22 protein-coding genes are annotated in these 20,299 nt (G+C 40.7%); 13 read left to right on the top strand and 9 right to left on the bottom strand.

Annotated features, from left to right (window positions below; translation table 11 throughout):
* Window positions 1-116: 116 nt before the first annotated feature.
* The 3 genes from ACH0QE_RS05675 (at window position 117) to ACH0QE_RS05665 (ending at window position 1,812) form a co-directional block, all read left to right on the top strand.
* Entirely contained in the window at window positions 117-1,031 is a 915-nt protein-coding gene (locus tag ACH0QE_RS05675; RefSeq protein WP_415799722.1) for a CBASS cGAMP-activated phospholipase, read from the top strand.
* A 105-nt stretch (window positions 1,032-1,136) separates the two neighbouring features.
* The gene (locus ACH0QE_RS05670) at window positions 1,137-1,406 is read left to right on the top strand and encodes a DUF1292 domain-containing protein (protein ID WP_415799721.1); all 270 of its coding nucleotides are present in this window, start codon (window positions 1,137-1,139) and stop codon (window positions 1,404-1,406) included.
* 136 nt (window positions 1,407-1,542) lie between these two features.
* Window positions 1,543-1,812, top strand: coding sequence for a hypothetical protein (locus ACH0QE_RS05665; RefSeq protein ID WP_415799720.1), 270 nt, complete (start codon window positions 1,543-1,545; stop codon window positions 1,810-1,812).
* 183 nt (window positions 1,813-1,995) lie between these two features.
* On the opposite strand, the gene ACH0QE_RS05660 is transcribed toward ACH0QE_RS05665, so the two are convergent.
* Both ACH0QE_RS05660 and ACH0QE_RS05655 read right to left on the bottom strand, forming a co-directional pair.
* Entirely contained in the window at window positions 1,996-4,065 is a 2,070-nt protein-coding gene (locus ACH0QE_RS05660; protein WP_415799719.1) for a hypothetical protein, read from the bottom strand.
* Between the two features lie 108 nt (window positions 4,066-4,173).
* Window positions 4,174-5,322: a glycoside hydrolase family 18 protein gene (locus ACH0QE_RS05655; protein ID WP_415799718.1), complete on the bottom strand. Its 1,149-nt coding sequence runs from the start codon at window positions 5,320-5,322 to the stop codon at window positions 4,174-4,176.
* Window positions 5,323-5,476: 154 nt separating this feature from the next.
* On the opposite strand from ACH0QE_RS05655, the gene ACH0QE_RS05650 reads away from it, so the two are divergent.
* The 4 genes from ACH0QE_RS05650 to ACH0QE_RS05635 all read left to right on the top strand — a co-directional run bounded on the left by ACH0QE_RS05650 (window position 5,477) and on the right by ACH0QE_RS05635 (window position 8,645).
* Window positions 5,477-6,268, top strand: a complete 792-nt coding sequence (locus ACH0QE_RS05650) for an alpha/beta fold hydrolase (RefSeq protein ID WP_415799717.1) — start codon at window positions 5,477-5,479, stop codon at window positions 6,266-6,268.
* A gap of 87 nt (window positions 6,269-6,355) precedes the next feature.
* Window positions 6,356-6,649 (top strand): DUF3219 family protein, encoded by a 294-nt coding sequence (locus tag ACH0QE_RS05645; protein WP_415799716.1) that lies wholly within the window; start codon window positions 6,356-6,358, stop codon window positions 6,647-6,649.
* Between the two features lie 3 nt (window positions 6,650-6,652).
* Window positions 6,653-7,645 carry an LLM class flavin-dependent oxidoreductase gene (locus tag ACH0QE_RS05640; protein ID WP_415799715.1) on the top strand — a complete coding sequence of 331 codons (993 nt, stop codon included), beginning with the start codon at window positions 6,653-6,655 and terminating at the stop codon, window positions 7,643-7,645.
* Window positions 7,646-7,928: 283 nt separating this feature from the next.
* Entirely contained in the window at window positions 7,929-8,645 is a 717-nt protein-coding gene (locus ACH0QE_RS05635) for a YebC/PmpR family DNA-binding transcriptional regulator (protein WP_415799714.1), read from the top strand.
* 61 nt (window positions 8,646-8,706) lie between these two features.
* On the opposite strand, the gene ACH0QE_RS05630 is transcribed toward ACH0QE_RS05635, so the two are convergent.
* A complete protein-coding gene (locus tag ACH0QE_RS05630) occupies window positions 8,707-9,033 on the bottom strand; it encodes an Mpo1-like protein (protein ID WP_415799713.1) in 327 nt (108 codons plus the stop codon).
* A 211-nt stretch (window positions 9,034-9,244) separates the two neighbouring features.
* On the opposite strand from ACH0QE_RS05630, the gene ACH0QE_RS05625 reads away from it, so the two are divergent.
* Together ACH0QE_RS05625 and ACH0QE_RS05620 are read left to right on the top strand one after the other, a co-directional pair.
* The gene (locus tag ACH0QE_RS05625) at window positions 9,245-10,483 is read left to right on the top strand and encodes an erythromycin esterase family protein (protein WP_415799712.1); all 1,239 of its coding nucleotides are present in this window, start codon (window positions 9,245-9,247) and stop codon (window positions 10,481-10,483) included.
* A 258-nt stretch (window positions 10,484-10,741) separates the two neighbouring features.
* A complete protein-coding gene (locus ACH0QE_RS05620) occupies window positions 10,742-11,809 on the top strand; it encodes a mechanosensitive ion channel family protein (protein WP_415799711.1) in 1,068 nt (355 codons plus the stop codon).
* Between the two features lie 57 nt (window positions 11,810-11,866).
* On the opposite strand, the gene ACH0QE_RS05615 is transcribed toward ACH0QE_RS05620, so the two are convergent.
* On the bottom strand, window positions 11,867-12,511 hold the full coding sequence (locus ACH0QE_RS05615) for an SDR family oxidoreductase (RefSeq protein ID WP_415799710.1): 645 nt from the start codon (window positions 12,509-12,511) through the stop codon (window positions 11,867-11,869).
* 209 nt (window positions 12,512-12,720) lie between these two features.
* Between ACH0QE_RS05615 and ACH0QE_RS05610 the strand changes: the two genes are divergently transcribed.
* Window positions 12,721-12,912 carry a YbxH family protein gene (locus ACH0QE_RS05610; RefSeq protein WP_415799709.1) on the top strand — a complete coding sequence of 64 codons (192 nt, stop codon included), beginning with the start codon at window positions 12,721-12,723 and terminating at the stop codon, window positions 12,910-12,912.
* A gap of 82 nt (window positions 12,913-12,994) precedes the next feature.
* Here the strand turns inward: ACH0QE_RS05610 and ACH0QE_RS05605 are convergent, their stop codons facing one another.
* Entirely contained in the window at window positions 12,995-14,236 is a 1,242-nt protein-coding gene (locus tag ACH0QE_RS05605) for a dicarboxylate/amino acid:cation symporter (RefSeq protein WP_415799708.1), read from the bottom strand.
* Window positions 14,237-14,443: 207 nt separating this feature from the next.
* Here ACH0QE_RS05605 and ACH0QE_RS05600 point away from each other — a divergent pair, with 207 nt between their 5' ends.
* Window positions 14,444-15,019 (top strand): methyltransferase domain-containing protein, encoded by a 576-nt coding sequence (locus ACH0QE_RS05600; RefSeq protein ID WP_415799707.1) that lies wholly within the window; start codon window positions 14,444-14,446, stop codon window positions 15,017-15,019.
* Window positions 15,020-15,091: 72 nt separating this feature from the next.
* Here the strand turns inward: ACH0QE_RS05600 and ACH0QE_RS05595 are convergent, their stop codons facing one another.
* Together ACH0QE_RS05595 and ACH0QE_RS05590 are read right to left on the bottom strand one after the other, a co-directional pair.
* Complete coding sequence (locus ACH0QE_RS05595; protein ID WP_415799706.1) at window positions 15,092-15,829, bottom strand: MFS transporter; 738 nt, start codon at window positions 15,827-15,829, stop codon at window positions 15,092-15,094.
* Window positions 15,762-16,319 (bottom strand): MFS transporter, encoded by a 558-nt coding sequence (locus ACH0QE_RS05590; RefSeq protein WP_415799705.1) that lies wholly within the window; start codon window positions 16,317-16,319, stop codon window positions 15,762-15,764. The genes ACH0QE_RS05595 and ACH0QE_RS05590 overlap by 68 nt, the downstream gene beginning before the upstream one ends.
* 287 nt (window positions 16,320-16,606) lie before the next feature.
* On the opposite strand from ACH0QE_RS05590, the gene ACH0QE_RS05585 reads away from it, so the two are divergent.
* Complete coding sequence (locus ACH0QE_RS05585; RefSeq protein WP_415799704.1) at window positions 16,607-17,566, top strand: nucleoside hydrolase; 960 nt, start codon at window positions 16,607-16,609, stop codon at window positions 17,564-17,566.
* A 40-nt stretch (window positions 17,567-17,606) separates the two neighbouring features.
* On the opposite strand, the gene ACH0QE_RS05580 is transcribed toward ACH0QE_RS05585, so the two are convergent.
* Window positions 17,607-18,827 (bottom strand): MFS transporter, encoded by a 1,221-nt coding sequence (locus tag ACH0QE_RS05580; RefSeq protein ID WP_415799703.1) that lies wholly within the window; start codon window positions 18,825-18,827, stop codon window positions 17,607-17,609.
* Window positions 18,828-18,994: 167 nt separating this feature from the next.
* Complete coding sequence (locus tag ACH0QE_RS05575; RefSeq protein ID WP_415799702.1) at window positions 18,995-19,234, bottom strand: hypothetical protein; 240 nt, start codon at window positions 19,232-19,234, stop codon at window positions 18,995-18,997.
* A 135-nt stretch (window positions 19,235-19,369) separates the two neighbouring features.
* Here ACH0QE_RS05575 and ACH0QE_RS05570 point away from each other — a divergent pair, with 135 nt between their 5' ends.
* Complete coding sequence (locus ACH0QE_RS05570) at window positions 19,370-19,930, top strand: flavin reductase family protein (RefSeq protein WP_415799701.1); 561 nt, start codon at window positions 19,370-19,372, stop codon at window positions 19,928-19,930.
* Window positions 19,931-20,299 lie beyond the last annotated feature (369 nt).

Raw genomic sequence — 20,299 nt, 5'->3', positions numbered from 1 at the left:
ATTTCGGAAGAGCTGCCTTCTCAAGGGCAGCTCTTCTTTTGGCTTTTATGGTTTGATTATATTGTCCTGGCAGAATGGGAAGAATGATAGCATTAAGGACGAATCGGGGGAATCTCATGAAAATGTTATGCATCGATGGTGGCGGTATAAGAGGCATTTTCCCGATTGCTATCCTGCAAGCGATAGAGGAAGAGTTTGGAAAGCCTGTGGGTGAACTCTTTGATGTGATCTCAGGCACAAGTACAGGATCAATCATTGCTGCTTCAGCTGCTTTGAACACATCGATGGATGAGGTGATGGGCAGGTACGAGACTTATGGTGAAAAGATTTTTGTGCGAAAAGCCAAGATTGGTCTTTTCAAAAGTGTTTATAGTGACAGGTATTTACGTCGGCTGTTAAAACAGGCCTTCAGGGAAATTACTCTTGGTGATATCGAAAAGCCTTTGTTGATACCCGCTGTTGATATAACACATGGAAAACCTTATGTTCATCGAACAGACTTTGGTTACTCTTCCGAGGATGAGTTATCTATAAAGTTGTGGGATGCTGTACTATCGTCTTGTTCAGCGCCAATCTACTTTCCACCCAATAATGTAAACAATCAATATTTATCTATCGATGGAGGACTATGGGCTAATAATCCATCGTTGGTTTGTGTGACGGAAGCCCTGCACCACTTTAAAACCGACTTAGCCGACATCCATATACTATCAATTGGAACTGGCCAACAGAATATCGATTTTTCCATAGGTGAGGAAAAGTACTGGGGCATCCGGCAATGGCTGCCTTTCCATTTTCCAACTTTAAAGGTTACGCCAAAACTATTGGATCTGGCTATGGATTTATCCTCTGAATCAGTTTCTTATCACTGTCGGCTTTTGCTAGGCGATCATTATCTCAGACTGAATACAGAGCTATCAGAAGAAGTCCCTTTTGATGATTTTACTAATATGGCAGAACTAAAGCATCTGGGACGGCAGGTTTTTCAAGATACTAAAGACAAAATAGCATCTTTTTTATCTGGTAAATAGGCTTTATACTGGCTAAATATTTCTTTTTAACTTAGTCTTAAACAGAATGTAGACTGCATAGTTTTGAGATACTATGCTGTGTAAAACAGACAGGAGGGACTATCGATGGATAAACTTGAAGTTGGCGAAGTATTCACAATTAGTGACGAGAATGATGTGGAGCAAGAGGTAGAGGTGATCGGTACGTTGACGATTGAAGGGGCTGACTATGCAGCAGTCAGCTTTGTCGAAGATCTTCAGACAGAAACGGACGAAGATATTGATATCTTTTTCTTGAAAGTAGACGAAGATGGAGATTTTGCAGCAATTGAATCTGATGACGAATTTGAAAAGGTGTCTTCAGCATTTGATGAATTGATCAATGAAGAAGAATAATGGGCAGGAGGGAGGTTTAAGCCTCGCTCCTTTTTTGGTATTAAATATTACCAAAAGACAATTATGGCAAAAAAACATGTAAATAGAAGGAAATTATTCGTGTTTGTCGAATTGTTTTTGAAAGGAGTTGATTCAATTGGATAGCGTCGTCCTGGTTACCTTTAAAATAAAGGGGATTCCGATACCTATTAAAATAGCATCTACTAATGAACCAAGCAGGGAGCAAATACATAAAAAGATTTCGGATTTAGCCAACGGGTATGACTTATCGGGCGAGATCCAATTCAAGAAGCTCCTTAAGGAAAATGGCCATAAAATGTATATCTATGAAATTGGCGACAGAAAGTGCATGGTGCTTGTAGAAAGGCTCGAGAAAATTAAAGAGTTTGAAGAGATTAGCTCGTAGCTCTTTATTTTTTCACGTTAAGCCCTGATTACACTAGCAAGTATTCCTCTAAAAAAAACAGTATTAAAGGAAACCCAGAGGTATGCCCCCCTGGGTTATTTCGCGTCAAAGTACGATTTTGATGCTTCTGAGGTTTTAATCAGAATGGACTGTCATTCAAAAGATATAAAGAGATCCCCTGTTTCATTCAACGTTTTCATCGTAATCCACTGTCATTAACAAGGTATTTTCAAGTTTGCTTTTCTCAACCTTGAGGTAACCGATGGAGTTTTTCGTTTCGGCAATGCTGCCATCTTCAAAAGTATAGTATTGTATACTTTCTTCCCATAAAAGCCCTTTATTTGGATTCACATTACTCTTTCCAAGGGTGAGAGTGTAAGTTTCCCCACAGCTGCGGTAAAGATTCTGTTCTCTCCGTTTGCGAGCGTTGAGCCAAAGCACTGATTTCATTAAGACACCCCATAATCCTGTAAAGCTTTCATTATGAATAGGACTGCTTGTGAATTGATAAAAGGAGTGTTTTTCTCCTGAACTAAACTCGACATCTGATTTAACGGAGGAGGAAAAGTGCACATCACCGGACAGCAAAATACAATACGCAGGATCCCAACTGGCAACTTGAGATATAAACGAATGAAAGCCTTTTCCATTGTACTTCCATCCATCGAAATCAAATGTTGTCTGGACAGGGAAGCCTAAAACTTTAAATGGATATACATATTTATGGAGAAAGGATTCGATTAATCCCATTCCGTAAAAAGGAGTTGGTGAAACTATATTCAGGGGAGTCTTGCTTTTCCAGCCGCTTTGAATCAATTTTCGTGAAATAGCCTCCCAGCCTTCTTTGCTGATCAACAGGGGAGTGCGCGTCGTTTCTTCTATCATTCTGCCCAGTTTAATTGCCTTTGGCCTTGGATCGAACTCACGCTGGGTCCTTGTATCAAGGAAGACTGTTTTCGGGACGGTAGGAGCGATGAAATGCCAGGAATGATAATCCCAAAGATAATTCAACCCATCATTATAACTAGCTGAATCAATGCTGGTTGAGGCAAGATAACTATTTACATTTTGGAAAAATGTCTGGTCAAATCCTTCCGGTTCATTACCCCACCCCTGGAAAAACCAATAGGCTGCAAGACCGTTGCCGATGATATGTTTTCCCAAAGAGGATTCTCTGACCGAAGAAGTCCACTTTTCGGATATATTCCAATCATCTGTCAAGTCGTGATCATCAAAGATCATGTAGGTTGGCGTGTTAGCCATTAAACGTCTTGCTGCAGACAGTGAGACCACGAATTCCCTTATATTCTCCATTTGCTCATCAAACCTTGCTTTCAACATCGACAGTTCCTTCGTTCTTTTCTTTTCATCTTTATCCAATTTAATATGAAGTTTATTACTTTCCAGTAACTGTTGAAAGGAAGGGAGCAGCTCATTCTCATGGATGTAATTCCAAATTTCCGGGCTCCAGCTGAATAAATACATGGCTGCATATTCACCAAAAGTGATCAGATGGTTATCGCCCTTCCTGGTAGAAAAGTTGGCGAGATGCTCGATCAGGAATTGCCGTCCATTCACCTGGTCGAGCCGGGTATTTAAGTTCTCTGGCAGTAGTTCATTTAATTTGCTGATTTCGTTGTCACCAATCAATTCCTTGCCAAGTTGAGACAGGATGGGAATGAGAGGATCTGCAACATCATCAGCATAAATCTGGTCTCCCATTAAAAATAAGGCATTCGGTCTCTCAGAAAGATCAAGATGTTTATTTTCTACGAGCACGTCTGCTGCAAATAGGGCATCATCACCATGTCCATGCGGCTTTCGGCAGGAGCCATACAGCAAGTTTGTAGGCTCGCTTTCATGGTTTAAGTAAAACGCAGGATATTTTAAATCTCCATATACGATTGAACGAGGACTATCAGGGTTGAGCAGATTATAACTACCTAGATTTTTGACAAATCGTCCTCTTTTAAAAATTAAATCATAACCAAGGAGGGTTAAGGGAGGGAAATGCGAATGGGTGGGAGAGATTTTGACCAAATATATAAATAACTGCTCTCCTGCTTTAAAGATTTGGGTTTCAGTATGGATTTCTAAAGGAAGATACTTGTTTTCTTCGTCTGTACCAGTAATATCAATTTGAAATAATTGTGCGTCGATTTCAATCTGACGGCTTAAGGCAATCCAAATATATATGGAAGAAGGCTCAGCCCTTCTAATCACCGGTCCGGACAAAATAGTTGGTAATCTCATTCATCAGTTCACCACCATTTAGTTCTTTACTGCTAACTTATTCATGCAGTAACTAAACGGTGTCCAAGGATCCCATAAAGAAAAGGAAGCCATTTGCGGCTTCCTTCATTATTTCCTGATATAGTATCGAGGATCTTCCTGTTTTTTTAGTTCTCCAGCAATTAATGCTGTGGCACTGTCATTCCCTTTTGCATCAAGACCCGATTCCCATAGCATCATACCGCCCAACTGTTGTGAGAGTGCAAGGTCGGTTTTCTTTTTCAATGTGGAATGGCCATTATAATGGTATGTTGTCCCATTCATTGCGACCTTGTCCTTTCCGGCATTAGCAGGGTGATGATTGATAAGAGCTTCGTATGACACCTGTTTAATCGCAGGGTCCTCTGGCTGCGCATATAGCGGCACACCCAGGACGAGCTTCTCCCTTGAAAATCCATACTGGTCAAAAAGTTTTGTCCAGTAAGCCACTATATTAACAGCATAAGAGTAAGGCGATAAATTCGCAGCGTTATATTCTCCATCCCATTGACCATCATAAGCCATCAAATTAACATGATCAAAGTACTTGAACATGGATGGCTCAAACACGACAGAGTGAATTTCAGTCCCTGTCACGCTGTGCACCTTGGCATTTACAGCGATAGACAGTTCTTTTCCGTTTGGTTTCAGCTGTTCACTTAATTCTTTTGCGAAATCAGCGAGATATCGCGCATCCTCTGTTGAGCGAGGATGCTCAAAGTCGATGTCTATGCCATCCAGCTTTTCTTTTTCTGCAAAACTAACAAGCTCGTGAACTAGTTTTTTTCTTGAGGCAGAGTTTGAAATGGCTGCCTTGAAATAATCATAGGATTCTCCGCCATTGATATGGTACCAGCCGCCGATTGCCAGCATAACCTTCGTATCGTGCTTTTGCGCGTTAGTAACAATCGCCCTTAAATTTTTGACAGCTTGATCTCCATTCATTAGCAGGCTGCCATCAGAGTTTGGATGGGCGAAGGAAAAAATTACATGAGTCAGGTTTTTATAATCGATCTCTTCTGGCTTCCTGAAATCCTGAACATAGCCAATCAAAACCTTTGCTTCTTGCTTTTTCAATTGTGGTTCTTTTTTAACTCCAGGTATTTTGCTTGAATGCGCAGCTCCAGCAGTGGTTGCGATCGTTTTGGTTTTTTGCGTATTTGAATATAATGTTCCAGTTATAAAACCGCCTATGAAGGTGAGTAAAACAATCATCAGAGGCAGGAAACGTTTTCTCATAAGGGTATCCTCCTGTGTTTTATCAACCTCAAAATTGTAACAGAGAATACACCTTTATAGCTGTGGAAATATCAGCCTATCGATTTCAGCAATAGATTAATAAACGAGAATCAGGGAATATAATAAATATACTTAATGATAGGAGCGGAAGGATATGGACTCAAAGAAAGTAAGAGCTGGGAGCACGGAAATGAGTTTTTATGATGAAGGCAAAGGTGATCCAATTCTCCTCATACATGGATTTGCCGGCAGCAAGGACTATTGGGAAAAAGTCATTCCTCAATTGGCCAGCGAGCACAGGGTGATTGCACTCGACTTGCCTGGACATGGAGAGTCAGGGATGGGGAAGGACAGATATTCCATAGAGGATATGGCCATTACAATTAAAGAATTATTGGACCAGTTAGGGTTGGATCAAGTAACTATGTTCGGTCACTCACTGGGCGGATATATCACGCTGGCATTTGCCGAGCTATACCCACAGTATTTAAAAGGGGTTTCTTTGGTACACTCCACGGCTAATCCTGATTCAGAAGAAGCGAAGGAAGCCCGGGAAAACAATGCAAAGAAAATCCAGGAAGAGGGTGCTGGACCATTTATCGAAGGACTTTCCAGGAAGCTCTTTTCTCCTGATAACACAGAAGCGAATGCGAAGGAAATGGAAGAGACAGTCAAAATTGGCATGATGACCAAGGTGGAAGGGCTTGTCAGCGCATTGATGGCGATGAAGGATCGACCAGAGAGGAATAAAGTGTTAGAGGAAACGGAACTTCCTGTGCTCCTGATTGCTGGTGAACAGGACCAAATTATCCCTCCTGAAAAAACATTTACTGTATCGAGACAAAATATCGAAAAGAAAGTCATTCAAAATGCCGGTCATATGAGCATGTATGAACAGCCTGAAGAACTTGTTAAGGTGATGAAAGATTTCCTTGCAAAAATATAACGAATCGGAGAAGCCTGTCCACTTAGGGCAGGCATTTTTTATTTAATGTTCATGAGTGATAAAATGTAATTCAGCAAGTGTATAGGAGTGGATATTTTGGTTGACAGAATCGTTTTAGATGGACATACAATCGTAATCAGTCATTTTGAAATGGACAATACTAGCGGACTAAGGAGAATTGCAGCCCATTTTCCCGTTACAAGCGAAGACTATCATGATGTCACCACATTATTATATAAAGGCGAATTTGATGTGCACGTTCCTGCGCAAGATGTAGCCTTTAGAGGGAAAATCGTCGAGTACTCGACCTCTGTTACGAATTTATATAAAAGCGGACAGGTCGGTACCTTCAAATTAGGCTTGTTGGAAATAAAGGAGTAAGCCATGAAGTTAAGCATACTTGACCAGGCTCCGATATCGACGGGGCAGACTGCCAGAGATGCATTGGAGCAATCCGTTTTACTTGCGCAAACAGCCGAGAAATTAGGGTATACGCGTTACTGGATCGCTGAGCACCATAATATACCTGGTTTGGCATGTCCAGCACCCGAGGTCATGCTGCCCTATATCGGGGCAAGGACAAGCAAAATTCGAATAGGTTCTGGCGCTGTGTTGCTTCCACACTACAAACCGTACAAAGTGGCGGAGCTTTATAATTTGCTTGCAACATTGTTCCCAGGCAGGATTGATATCGGAATCGGCCGGGCTCCAGGCGGTTCTGCTGAAGTCACCAATGCTTTGTCAGATAACTTCCTGCGAAACGTTTGGAAACTTCCAGAATCATTGAAAGAATTGCTTCATTTTATAAATAATGATCAGCCAGATGGAAGCGAATCAGCAAAAATAAAGGCAGCTCCCTTACCAGATGTCCGTCCAGAACCATGGCTTCTTGGAACAAGCAAAAAAAGCGCAATGCTCGCAGCTGAGTACGGAATGGCTTATGCGTTCGGTTTATTTATGAGCGACAAGGATCCTCAAGACATTTTGCAAGTCTACTATGACTCTTTCATGCCAGGAAGCACAAAAACACCGCAATCCATTTTGACGGTTTCGGCCATTTGTGCTGAAACCACGGAACAGGCGGAGGAAATTGCATTAAGCTCACTAATATGGAACATCCAGCAGGGAAAAGGAGAAGGTTTTTCTGGTGTACCTTCGATTGAAGCCGCAAAGGAATACAAGCTAACGGCAGATGATAATCAAACTGTAGAAAACATGAAGCGAAAAATGATTATAGGGGATCCAAGCCAAGTAAAAGAGAGATTGATTGATTTGCATAAGAAGTATAACGCTGATGAAATAATGATTCTGACAATCACATATTCACCAGAGGACCGTATAAAATCCTATGAACTAATTGGGGAAGAAATGCTTTAGAAGTGAGGGGAAATTTCATGTTCCAATAACCGATATTGAGACACTTTTTCCATACGGTAACTGAATTCATGTTCCAATAACACCTACTAAGACTCATTTTTCATCCTGGTATTCTTTTTCATGCTCCAACAGTGCCTAATGGATCATGTACACTTTACTTCTAACGTATACTAACCTCTTAACAAATCTTCCATTTAAGGTATAATATTATCTGTGAGCTACAGCTGCTACATGTATATAAACATTACAGCTATCTGATATAAGTTGAAAGAGAGTGGAATTTATGGGTCGTAAATGGAACAACATTAAAGAAAAGAAAGCGTCCAAGGATGCAAATACAAGCAGGGTTTATTCAAAATTCGCGCTTGAGATTTATGTTGCAGCCAGACAAGGTGAACCAAATCCAGAATCCAACCAGGCACTGAAATTCGTCCTTGAAAGAGCGAAGACATATAATGTACCAAGAGTCATTATTGACCGTGCCATCGATAAAGCCAAGGGCGGAGCCGAAGAAAATTATCAGGAGCTTCGATACGAAGGATTTGGTCCTAATGGATCCATGGTGATCGTTGATGCACTTACAAACAACGTAAACCGTACGGCTTCCAATGTGCGAGCTGCTTTTGGAAAGAACGGCGGCAATATGGGAGTAGCTGGATCTGTATCTTATATGTTCGACAAAACTGCAGTAATCGGATTTGAAGGAAAGTCTGCTGATGAGGCATTGGAAATATTGATGGAAGCGGATGTTGATGCACGCGATATCCTTGAAGAAGATGAATCCATCATTATTTATGGTGAGCCTGAACAATTCCACTTAATCCAGGAGGCATTCAGGAATGCAGGTATCACAGATTTTACTGTTGCTGAACTGACAATGCTGCCTCAGAATGAAGTTGCTCTGGACCCAGAATCGCAGGAACAATTCGAAAAGCTAGTTGATGCGTTGGAAGATTTAGAGGATGTCCAGCAGGTATACCATAATGTTGATTTAGCTTAAATTGTTTCATCAAACAAACCCATTCTGCATAGGAATGGGTTTGTTTGTTTTTTGAAAAAATTTAACCTGCCAATTTATATTTGTCGAGTTCCTTTTCCAGTTTTCCTAACAAGATTAATCGGTACATACGAAAATCTGCACGGAGTGACCAAATTGGGTGACCGAATGTTGCTGGCTTGTTTCCTTCGATAAAGAAATGGCTGAACCAGGCGAACGCGTAAGCAGTGACTGGAGCCAACAATATTAACCAGAAGTTAAACGTAATGAGAGCAGCGATCAAAAATATAAAAACGAAACTTGTACCAACAAAATGCCATCTTCGTGTTGAACGTTTACTATGCTGCGATAAATAGAAAGGCCAGAACTCTTCATAATCTTTAAACTCCATTTTTAACCTCCTAATATTATTTACTATATATTTCTATGTGCTAATTCAAATCCCTCTAAATTTTCCAGAATACAGATTTCTTACAGCAAGAAGGGGTAAATTAATAATAGTCTCAGCCAAAAGAACAATGAAATATCAGATAGCCAATATACTAGTTCAATCTAATTCATCATGCAAAACGAAAACAACGCTATAAAATTGGAGGTGCACCATGACTTCAAAGGGCAATCTAGTCCAATCTATAAAAAATCATGCAGTAAGATTTGATACATATGATGACCTTGACGCAATTGTAGAAGCTGCAGCAGAAAAACAGTATGTGATGCTGGGAGAAGCTTCTCACGGAACTTCGGAATTCTATACCATCAGGGCAGAAATCAGTAAAAGATTGATTGCCGACCATGGGTTTTCTTTTATTGCTGTAGAAGGTGACTGGCCATCGTGTTTCACTGTGAATCAATATATTAAAGGGTATCGTGACACCGACGCTCATACAGCACTTAAAGATTTCGACCGCTGGCCTTCCTGGATGTGGGCAAATGAAGAAATACTTGAACTTGTAAGTTGGTTAAAAAACTATAATGAGTCTGCAGAAAAACCAGTTGGTTTCTACGGTCTTGATGTATACAGTCTTTGGGAGTCAATGGAAGAAATCATCAGGCTGCTTGAAAAAATATCGCCAGATGATGTCGAGTCGGCGAAGCAAGATTTTTCCTGCTTCGAACCCTTTGATCGACGAGGGGAGAATTATGCGATTTCATCAGCTTATTATGGAGAAAGTTGTACAGAGGAAGTCATAAAGGTCCTGATTGACCTTCAGAAAAAACGGAAGAGTTACCCAAAAGAGCAGGAGGGTGACTTGAATTTGGAGGTTAACAGCCTTGTCATGCTAGACGCTGAACGTTACTACCGGGCAATGGCCAAAGGCGGTGCAGAGGATTGGAACATCCGTGATACCCATATGGTGAGCGCTCTTGAAAAAGTCGTGCATTCCCATGGGGAGGGTGCCAAAACAATCATATGGGAGCATAATACCCATATTGGAGATGCAAGGGCAACAGATATGGCAGATGAAGGCATGATAAATGTAGGACAAATTCTAAGAGAAAAATATGGGCAGCAAGTTTACGCAGTTGGTTTCGGGACACACCACGGCACAGTGATTGCGTCTGATCAATGGGGCGGTTCCGTTGATGTGATGGAGGTACCTGAAGCCCAGAATGAAAGCTGGGAGGATGCTCTGCACCAGGCAGGAGCATTCGATAAATATATTTTATTCAACCAGGAAAACGAAAGAGACTTTGATCGTGTTTTAGGCCATCGAGCCATAGGGGTCGTCTATGATCCTGAGCTCGAACACTTGGGTAATTATGTTTCATCCTATGTTGCCAGAAGATATGATGCCTTTATTTTTATCGATGAAACGACCGCTTTATCACCAATAGATTAACACGAGAAGCGGAAGCACATTGGTCAGCCCCAACAAGCAGCGGAGACCGGTGATCGGTTTTTGACTTCATTGGGCGGACAATTCTCGAAGTGAAAATTCACACATTTCCTAGAGGCTGCCTAGGCAGTCTCTTTTTATATGGGTTACATGATTAACTTTGTTTTGGGAACGGGCAGCTCCAGTGCTTGTATCCCTGTTAAGTTTAATCTGCACGTTTTACAGGAATAGACAGATATATTGAAATTGCAGGTGGTACACATGGTAGATACTTTTATTAGGGACATTTCTCGCGAGGATATTATTAGACTTGCTGTATTTTTAGTGATCATAATAGTAGGAAATTGGCTAATAAAAAGGGTTGCTAAGTTTTCCGCTGCCAAAGATTCGAGATTTTTCCAAAGATCTCTTCCAATCATCGATTCGCTTGCGGACTGGGTAACTTTTTATGGGATTATCATTTTACTCCTATTAACCTTCTCAAAGAACGAATGGTTATTTGAACCGCTATATACCCATGGAGAAGTAAAGGTGACAATCTTGCTGATTGTCATAGCCTTCCTGATCGTTTCGCTGGCGCACAGGTTAGTTAAGCTTTTCAATAAGTATATTTTATCCTCGGTCTACGATTACTACGGAGTGGACAGAGGATTGGGCTACACTTTCAACCAAATCATATACTATACCGTTATGTTTGCCGCACTGGCTGTAAGTCTGACCAGTGTCGGCATCAACCTGACTGCGATAGGGGCCGTTTTTGGAGTCCTTGGCATTGGTATTGGTTTTGGTATGAGGAATGTTGCTGGTAACTTTGTATCAGGTATCATTATTTTGTTTGAAAGACCGATTGAGGTAGGGGAAATCATTCAAATCAATGATAAGGTCGGGCGTGTTGAAAAAATACGCTTAAGATCCACAATTATCCGAACTGCAAAGGAAGGGACACTGATTGTTCCTAACCAGTATTTTATCGAACAGATCGTCAAGAACCGAACCAGTGCAAGAATGATGGCCCAGGTAAAGGTTAGTGTAGCTTTTGGGACAGATACTCATATGGTACAGGCTCTACTTGAACAAGCAGTAAATGAAATTAAGGAAAATGAAAAGGGAATCCTTGATTATCCGGAACCTGATATCCGTTTCATAGATTTCAATAGCAGGGCAATGGAATTCCAGATTGAAATTCCGGTCGTTAACTTTGAAATTAAAGAGAAGATCGAAAGTAAATTAAGACATATGGTAGCAGCAATTTTTGTGGATAAAAATATTCAGTTGCCAGCAGTAACCTTCCAAATGAATGATAATAATAACTTTTACACATCAGAATGAGCTGAATAAGAAAAAAGAGAGTTTACCAGCAATGGCAAACTTTCTTTTTTATGCTAATTAAATGCTTTTTATCGCATCCACAATATCAGTTTCACCAGAAATTAAATCAAAAGATTTCTTGAATGTATTTTTCGCATTCAAGCATGCCAATATGGTTTTTGCTACATCAACTCTTGGAATCGAGCCCGTTGTCAGGTTCTCACTGACCTCAATTTTACCCGTACCAGGTTCGTTCAATAACCCGCCAGGCCGGACGATGGTATAATTCAGGCTGCTCTGCAGCAATGCCCGATCGGCATAGTGTTTTGCAACATAATAAGGTTTGATGACTTCAGCCCAATTTTCCCTCTTGTGCGCTTGCAGGGCACTGACCATTATGAACCGATCAATCCCAGCCTGTTCTGCAGCCTCCACCGTTTTCACAGCGCCGTCCAGATCCACTAACAGAGTTTTATCCAAACCTGTATGTCCTCCTGACCCTGCTGCGAACACAATGGCATCACAGCCTTTTGCGGCAGATGCTATGTCTTCAACGCTACCTTCAAGACTGGCGATTACAGTTTCAACACCTTTTTCTTCAAACTCCGGAATTTGTTCCGGTTTTCTCAGCATTGCTCTTGCATTATGTTCACTGCTTTCTTTAAGCAGATCAACAAGTTGTTTGCCAATCTGTCCATTTGCACCTACGACAAGTACTTTCATCAGATAACCTCCTTGAAATTCTTAGGTCATACAATATAAAACCTCTTTTTCACATTAAGATCTGCATAACGCCACATGTATATAATCTACCCTTTAATCAGGATTGTAAAAGGATTAGCTTCAGTCATGGGATGCAGGCTAAATAAGTGGTATCATCACCACTCAATGGGGAATACAAAAAAGGAATACAAAGCAGGAGGGATAAAAGGATGGGAGCTATTGAACGAAGTGGTTATGTATTTGAACCTGAATATAGTGTGATCAATCAGGATGGAGCTATTCATGTATACCATAAAGGAGAATTTATCGAAGAGATCAGATTTTCTTTTGATGGGGAAGGACCCGAACTTAATCAGATAGAAAAATTAATTGATGAATATTGTGAAACACATGAACTTTAAGGGAAAGCATCATAGTTTTCAAGAAGGCCAAATAAAACAGCTGCTCAAAATCAATTGAGCAGCTGTTCATACAGCTTAGGAATTATGCAGTAACATTTTCGTCTATTTCAACTTCTTCGAAAGTTTCCCCTTCAGAGCGGGCAACATAGACGGCGCAGGCAGCATCCCCGGTAATGTTGACAGCGGTTCTGCACATATCAAGGAGACGGTCAACCCCGAGCACTAAAGCTATGGCTTCTACAGGTAATCCTACTGAAGTTAATACCATTGACAGCATGATCAATCCCACTCCAGGGACGCCTGCTGTTCCGATACTTGCCAGTGTCGCAGTCAATATAACGGTCAATAATTGACCCAGTCCAAGTTCGGCTCCATAAACCTGAGCAATGAAGATGGTGGCAACCCCTTGCATGATGGCTGTTCCATCCATGTTGATCGTAGCTCCCAGCGGCTGTACGAAACCACTGACACTTTTGGAAACTTTGAGATTATTTTGCAATGTTTTCATCGAAATAGGAAGGGTAGCAGCACTGCTAGATGTACTGAATGCAACAATCATAGCTGGTGAGAATTCCTTGATGAATTTAATTGGATTCAGTTTTCCGAGCAAAGATACTGCTGACCCATAGGTGAAAACAAGGTGTAGCAGCAGGACAAAAAGGACGACAAACATATATTTGCCCATCGCGGCTATTGCCTCCAGTCCCTGGCTGCCGATTGCTGTAGCAATCAAACCAAAAGCGCCGTATGGAGCGAATTTCATGATCGCCTGGACTAAATACATTAGTACTTCATTGGTCTGTTCGACCAATTTAATCAGTCCAGATGCTTTTTCACCAACTCTTGCTATACCAAAGCCAATAATGATCGAGAATGCGATTACCTGGAGCATTGAACCTTCGACCATAGCTCCAAGCGGGTTAGCAGGAATTATGTTCAATAATGTCTCAATGACCGGTGGAGCCTCAGCAGCTTCAAAGCTTGCGCCATCCAATTGGAAGCTGCCTGAACCCGGCTGGATCAGCAGAGCCATTCCAATCGCCAAAACTAATGCGATAGCCGTGGTGATCAAGAAGAAAGAGATTGTTTTACCGCCGATCCTGCCAAGCTTCTTGGGATTACTTATACCAGCCGTTCCTAGAATCAACGAAACTATGACAATCGGAACAACAAGCATTTTTATCAAATTGACAAAAATTTTACCGAGAGGGACCAAAACGAAGCTATTGACTGTTTCGAACATTCCCGGCAAGGCTAAATTAAAGATGAGTCCAACAATGATACCCAAACCCATACCATAAAGGATTTTACGAGTTAGTGACATTTCATCTCCTCCTAAAAATAAAATAATGAAAATGAAAGCGCTTACTAAAATAACTGATAATTATAAATATTTTGTTACAATTAAAGTATGACTAAATTTAATTGAAACGGCAATATATTTTCTGAATATTGTAAAAATAAATCGTGAGAATGAAAGAGTAAATCCTCTATGGTATATTTTTCTTAAGGCGAAGGGTAGTGATATAGTGTGAATGCTAAAGAAAAATGGAATCGAAAATACATGGATAGGTTAATAGACGATAAACCTACAGAACCAAATAGAAGATTGCTAAAGATCGCTCCTTATTTGAAAGGCGGGACAGCAATTGACTTAGCCTCTGGCCTTGGAGGCAATAGTTTTTATCTGGCAGACTTGGGCTACGAGATGACAGCTCTTGATATTTCTGACGTGGCTGTTAACTATGTAAAAGAACAGGCAGCCAAGCGAGGCTTGAATATTACTTCTAAAGTAGCCGATCTTACAAAAGATAAAAACAAATTAACCAGTCGTAAATATGATTTAACCGTAATGACATATTATCTGGACCGATCTTTATTTCCATTAGTCAAACAAATGGTCAATGAGGATGGATATTTGTTCTTCGAAACCTTCTTCAAACATAAGGCAGCGGGGAACGAGCATATTTCAAGTCAATACAAGTTGGAATCAAATGAGTTGCTAAGAGAATTCGGAGATTGGAAGATTCTCTTTTATGAGGAGGATGAACAGGAAGGACGACAGACAATTTTTTGCCAAAAAAAAATGATTTCTAATAGTATTTAAGGTTAAAGTTTACTGGTAAATGAGAGAAGCAGAAACATTAAGGACCTATTTCTGCTTTAGCAAAGGCTAACTTTATATAGATTCCGCTATCATTTTACGTTTGAACTTTAAAGCTACAAACAGGAAGGAGAAGGCGGCAATCATCCGGAACAGTGCTATCAGATTCATGGCCGCATTCATACCAAAGCCATTAAGGAGCATGACACCCATCTGTGGCGCAATAAATCCTACAATCGATAGCAGGAAGTTATAATTGGCAATATAATTCGTACGGTCAGTCTCAGGAGAAGCTTTAAGTAGCTGGTTGAATAACAGCAGGTTGGTTCCAGAAACAAACAAGCCAATCCACAGATTAATCAGTGTTAGGTAAAGGAGGTTCGTTGAAAGCATCGTCAAAGCAGGAGCAGTGGCCATACCGGCTGCTGCAATAAATAAAACGAAGTTGTTTCCCCTGCGGTCAGCAGCATTCGCCCACCACTTAATACTGATGATCTGCGCCAGCTGGTTTGTGACAGAAAACAGGCTCAGCCACAATGCAGTGGCATTGGCCTCTTTAATCTGGTAAATGCTGAACAGAGACCATGCCATCTGCGCAGAAAAACCGAACAACAATGCAGAAATAACGAACGCTAAGAACGGCTTATGCTTATATACAGCGAGCGAAAGCTTCTTGCTTTTCTCTTCTGTAACTTTTTCATTTTTAGTCCTTTCAGGTTCCTTGTGTTTAAAAAGATAATATATCTCAAACATTGCAAACAGAAATGCAGCAATGAAATAATAATTGGTAGGGAAAAGCGTTATCTTTGTCAAATTGCTGCAGGAATACTCCAGTACCAAATGTGACAGCCATTGCTGCTATCGTGTTGTATCGGTTACGCGAACTAAAGAATTCCCCTCTGCGTTTTTCAGGAACCAAATCCCCAATCATTGATTGCCATGACAAACCAGATAAGGCACCAGGAAAGTTTAGCAGTGCAATCAGGATCACCAGCACCCATGCTGCATAAGGACTTCCAAGGAAGGGAACGAATAGAATCAAGCTGAATAATAAACGGGTAAGTAACGTTGAAATTACAGCAAAATTCTTTTTACTATGCACACGATTAAGCCAAATAGTGCCTGGAATCAATGCAAGCATGCCTATTATGGAAGGCAGGGACACAATCAAGCCGATTTGCTGGTTTGTTGCTCCCAAAACTCCAATTGCAAACAAAGGGATATAACTGTTAACCATGTTAGTAGCTGCAGTTGAAGCAAGACCATTATAGATGCTCAACTTCTCATTTTCATTAAATTTCAATCCTCATTTTTCTCCTCTCAAATAAATCACACGAATTGGATTGTACGATTTTGCATCTCGATTGGCAATAGAAGCAGATAAAAACAGTACATTAAGCATACCTTCTCAATAAAGAACGGAAGGTAATGATAATGCTCTTAAGTAATCCGAATGAAGATTAATGCTGGAAACATATACTAACAAAGAGGCTTATTGGTAAGCAATAAGCTACTTTTAGGATTAACACGAATGTAGCTTTTAGATGAAAAGCAGTACGGAAGATCATCTTTAAAACAAGGAGGCGAGCCATGTACAATATTCTGTTGTTTACCGATTCAGGCGTAGATGATTCATTGGCGCTGATGTATGCCTTGCTTCATCCGGAACTTAATGTTGTGGGAGTTGTTACCGGGTACGGAAATATCACAAAAGAACAGGCGATAAATAACACAGCCTATCTATTGCAGCTGGGAGGAAGAGAGGATATACCAATCATCGCAGGGGCATCAGGTCCTTTATCCGGTGAACTTGCTACCTTTTATCCGGAGATACATGGACCAGAGGGGCTGGGTCCGATCAGACCACCAGAGGATCTGGGAGAAGTAAAGGTTTATGATATTGACAAAATCCTTGATATTGTTAACCAGTACCCTAATAATCTAGTAATCGTCGGAGTCGGAAGGCAAACCGAACTGGCAATCCCATTTATCCTTTATGGGCAGGAAGCTTTTAAAACAGTTAGTGCCGTCTATATCATGGGTGGAGCTTTCCTTGTACCTGGAAATGTCACAGCGGAAGCCGAGGCAAATTTTTATGCTGATCCGATTGCGGCTAACCAGGTTCTGGAAAAGGCAAGAAATGTTTTTCTGCATCCCTTAAATATCACTAATAAAGCCATTATTCCCCCAGCTGTAATAGACTATCTTTCACAAAACAGCCAGTCTCCTTTTAAGGATCTAATTAAACCTGTATATGATTATTACTTTGAAGCGTATAAAAAGAATGTCCCCGGCATCCAGGGGGTGCCGCTCCATGATGTGATCACCTTGAGTGCCCTGGTGAACAAAGATCTGGTGAAATATCTACCTAGACGAGTTACCGTTGAATTGGTTGGGCGCGCCAGGGGTAAAAGTATGGCTGACTTCAGGCCCAAGCCTGAGCAGGAACCAGAAGAGAATTTGGATTGGATAGGCATGGAAGCAGACATTCCAGCTTTTATTGAAGATTTCACTCTTGTCTTCATGGGCAACACACAAGTTAAAAGTTAAACAAAAGGAACTCCCGATTTTGCGGGAGTTCCTTTTTCAGTTATACACTTTGATTTACTTCCTTATACTTTTTCCTATTCCCATTAGAATAGAACATCACTAAAATGCTTGAGGTAATCAAGGTTCCGTGGAAAATCCAGACCATTTTAGCCAATGAAAGAGCTTCTAACAGGATTGGGGCAACGACAAAGCCAAGTGCGAATCCTAATGATTTTAACAGCATGCCAACGCCAAATATTCTCCCTCTGATGTAATTATCCGTTTTCTGTAGGATTGTCGCGTGCAGGGTAGTGAAGCAGGCATCGAAAATTCCGGTAAAGAATGCAAACATAAGGACAATCAAGATATTTAAATTTGACAGAAAGTTTATAAAGCCAGTTGACATCAAGATCGCTGCAAGAAAATATGTACGATACAGGTAGTTACCCTGCAGGAATTTCATTTTCGGCAGCAGAAGGGTGGCTAACACAGAGCCGATTCCCCAGACACCCCAAATCAGCCCGTAAATCAAGCTTTGTTTGCTGGGATCAATTGTGTCAGCCAACAAAGGAATACCCAGATTATGAGAGGCACCGGCAAATGAACCAACTAGGAAAACAATGTTTACATACAATAACATAGGCACTGAAAGAATGAAAGTATATACTTCTTTTAAATCTCTGCCAATCTGGGAAGCTTTCTGTTTAAATCCATTGGTGATCAATCCTGAATTTGCAGGCTTAGTGGTTTGCCACTTGATTTTGATCAATACTGCCGCAGATATAAGATAAGTAGTAGCGTCGATAATCAAGGTAACCTGGTAACCGAGAAAATCTGTGATCAATCCAGCACCAATGAACCCAAAAACTAAGCTGATTGATGTAAGTCTGGAAATAAGAGCATTCGTCTCTAAAACTTTATCCTGGCCAAAAATTTGCGGAATTTCCGCACTGTAGCTTACAGCAAAAAAGCTGCTCGTCAAGCCAATCAAAAAGCAGACAACCAATATCATTACCGGATTAGGGAAGGGAATCAAGCTCAGGATGATGATTGCACGAAAAACATCAGTCCATATCATGATTTTCCTGCGGTCAAAACGGTCAGCAAGAACACCTGAAAATAAGCTCGATAAAACTCCGCCCAGTGTCCTGAACGCCATCGTGGCTGCAAGCCAGGCAGGACTCCCGGTAGCAATATACATCAAGACATTAATTGCAATTAAATCCATAAAGGTCCCAAGATCAGAAAATGCTTTTACATAAAGAAAAACTTTGCGGTTCATAAAATCTCCCTTAATCATGAGGTAGTATAGTTATTCTGTTTTATTTTAAAGATTTTGAATTTACTTCGCAATACGAAATTTCAGTTTTTTGCTATAATAGAATTAATTTAATTAATAAAATGAAGAAACTCCCTGATAAACAGGGAGAGCCTTGTATTATTGCTATCCTACCACCATGGTCTGCCATACCAGGGACGACGACCGAATCCATACCATGGACGCCTGCCAAAACCATACCATGGTCTGCGGCCATACCAGTATCCAGGACGCCCGTAACCATACCAAGGACCACTGAATCCATAACCGCCATAAAATGCAGGTGCGGCAGCGGCAAGGAACAACAAAGGTATAACCCTTTCATCATTCTGCTGATCATGTCTGTGAAGATAAGTTTGAGGATAATTCATCGAGCAACCCCCTATAATATATTCAATATAGGATATGTGACTAAAAATATGATGGTATTAAAATAGGAAAAATAGACAGTTGCCCATGCTTCTTAAGAATTACGGAGCTATACAATAAAAGGAGGGACATACATAATGATTCAATCTATCAATCAAACTGTAATGCATAGCTATCCCGGAATGGTCGCACTGGTTACGGTTAGTCATAACGGAGAAAATAATATAATGGCTGCTGGCTGGCATTCCTACATATCTTACGAGCCGCCAATTTACGGAGTTGCCATCGGCCGTGAACGTCATACTTACCAGCTCATAAAATCTGAAGGGAAATTTGCCATTAATTTTGTGCCATTTGAATATTCTGCTCTTATTCAGCAAGCAGGTGTGTATTCGGGTTCAAAGGTGAACAAATTTGAAAAGGCGAACATCAGTTTCGATCACGGATCAGCAACGAATTCACCGATACTGCGTGATGCATATATAGCATATGAATGTGAGGTCATAGACCGCAATAGTTATGGTGACCACGATTGGTTCGTTGCAAATATCGTACAATTTTACAGGGATCCAGATAAATTCCTTAAAAACGGCATGCCAAATTTCGATGCGCTCACGATTCCGCTTTATTTAGGAAGATCCACATACACAAATGTAAATCAACATAGTGATTTTGTTTCGCATAAGATAGAGGAATAGAAGCACACTAAAAACACGAAAACTGATCAGCCAAAGGTGCAGATGATTTTTCGTGTTTCACTTTAGTAAAATCGGGAGGAGAGGAGCTCAGATTAACCTCTCATAAAAATCCTGTTTTCTAGTTTACATAACATAAATTCTAGGAAGTTGAATAAATAATTCAGATTGATATCTCATTATCTAAGTATACTTAAATCAGTGAGACAAAATTAAAATTTTCATATATTTATGTTAATGACGTTCTACAATGTCCGGAAATTGACGGTACTAATTGTCCTAAAACTGACGGATTCACTGTCCAAAATGAAAAGGGAGGCAGTTTTCCTGCTTCCCTACGATTTTACAAGTCAACTTGGTACGTCTCGTTTT

Origin of the sequence: Mesobacillus sp. (genome assembly GCF_047739415.1) — a bacterium.
Taxonomy (GTDB): Bacteria; Bacillota; Bacilli; order Bacillales; family Cytobacillaceae; genus Mesobacillus.
The sequence above is the reverse complement of the archived record's forward strand: the minus strand, read 5'-3'. Positions and strand labels throughout refer to the sequence as shown.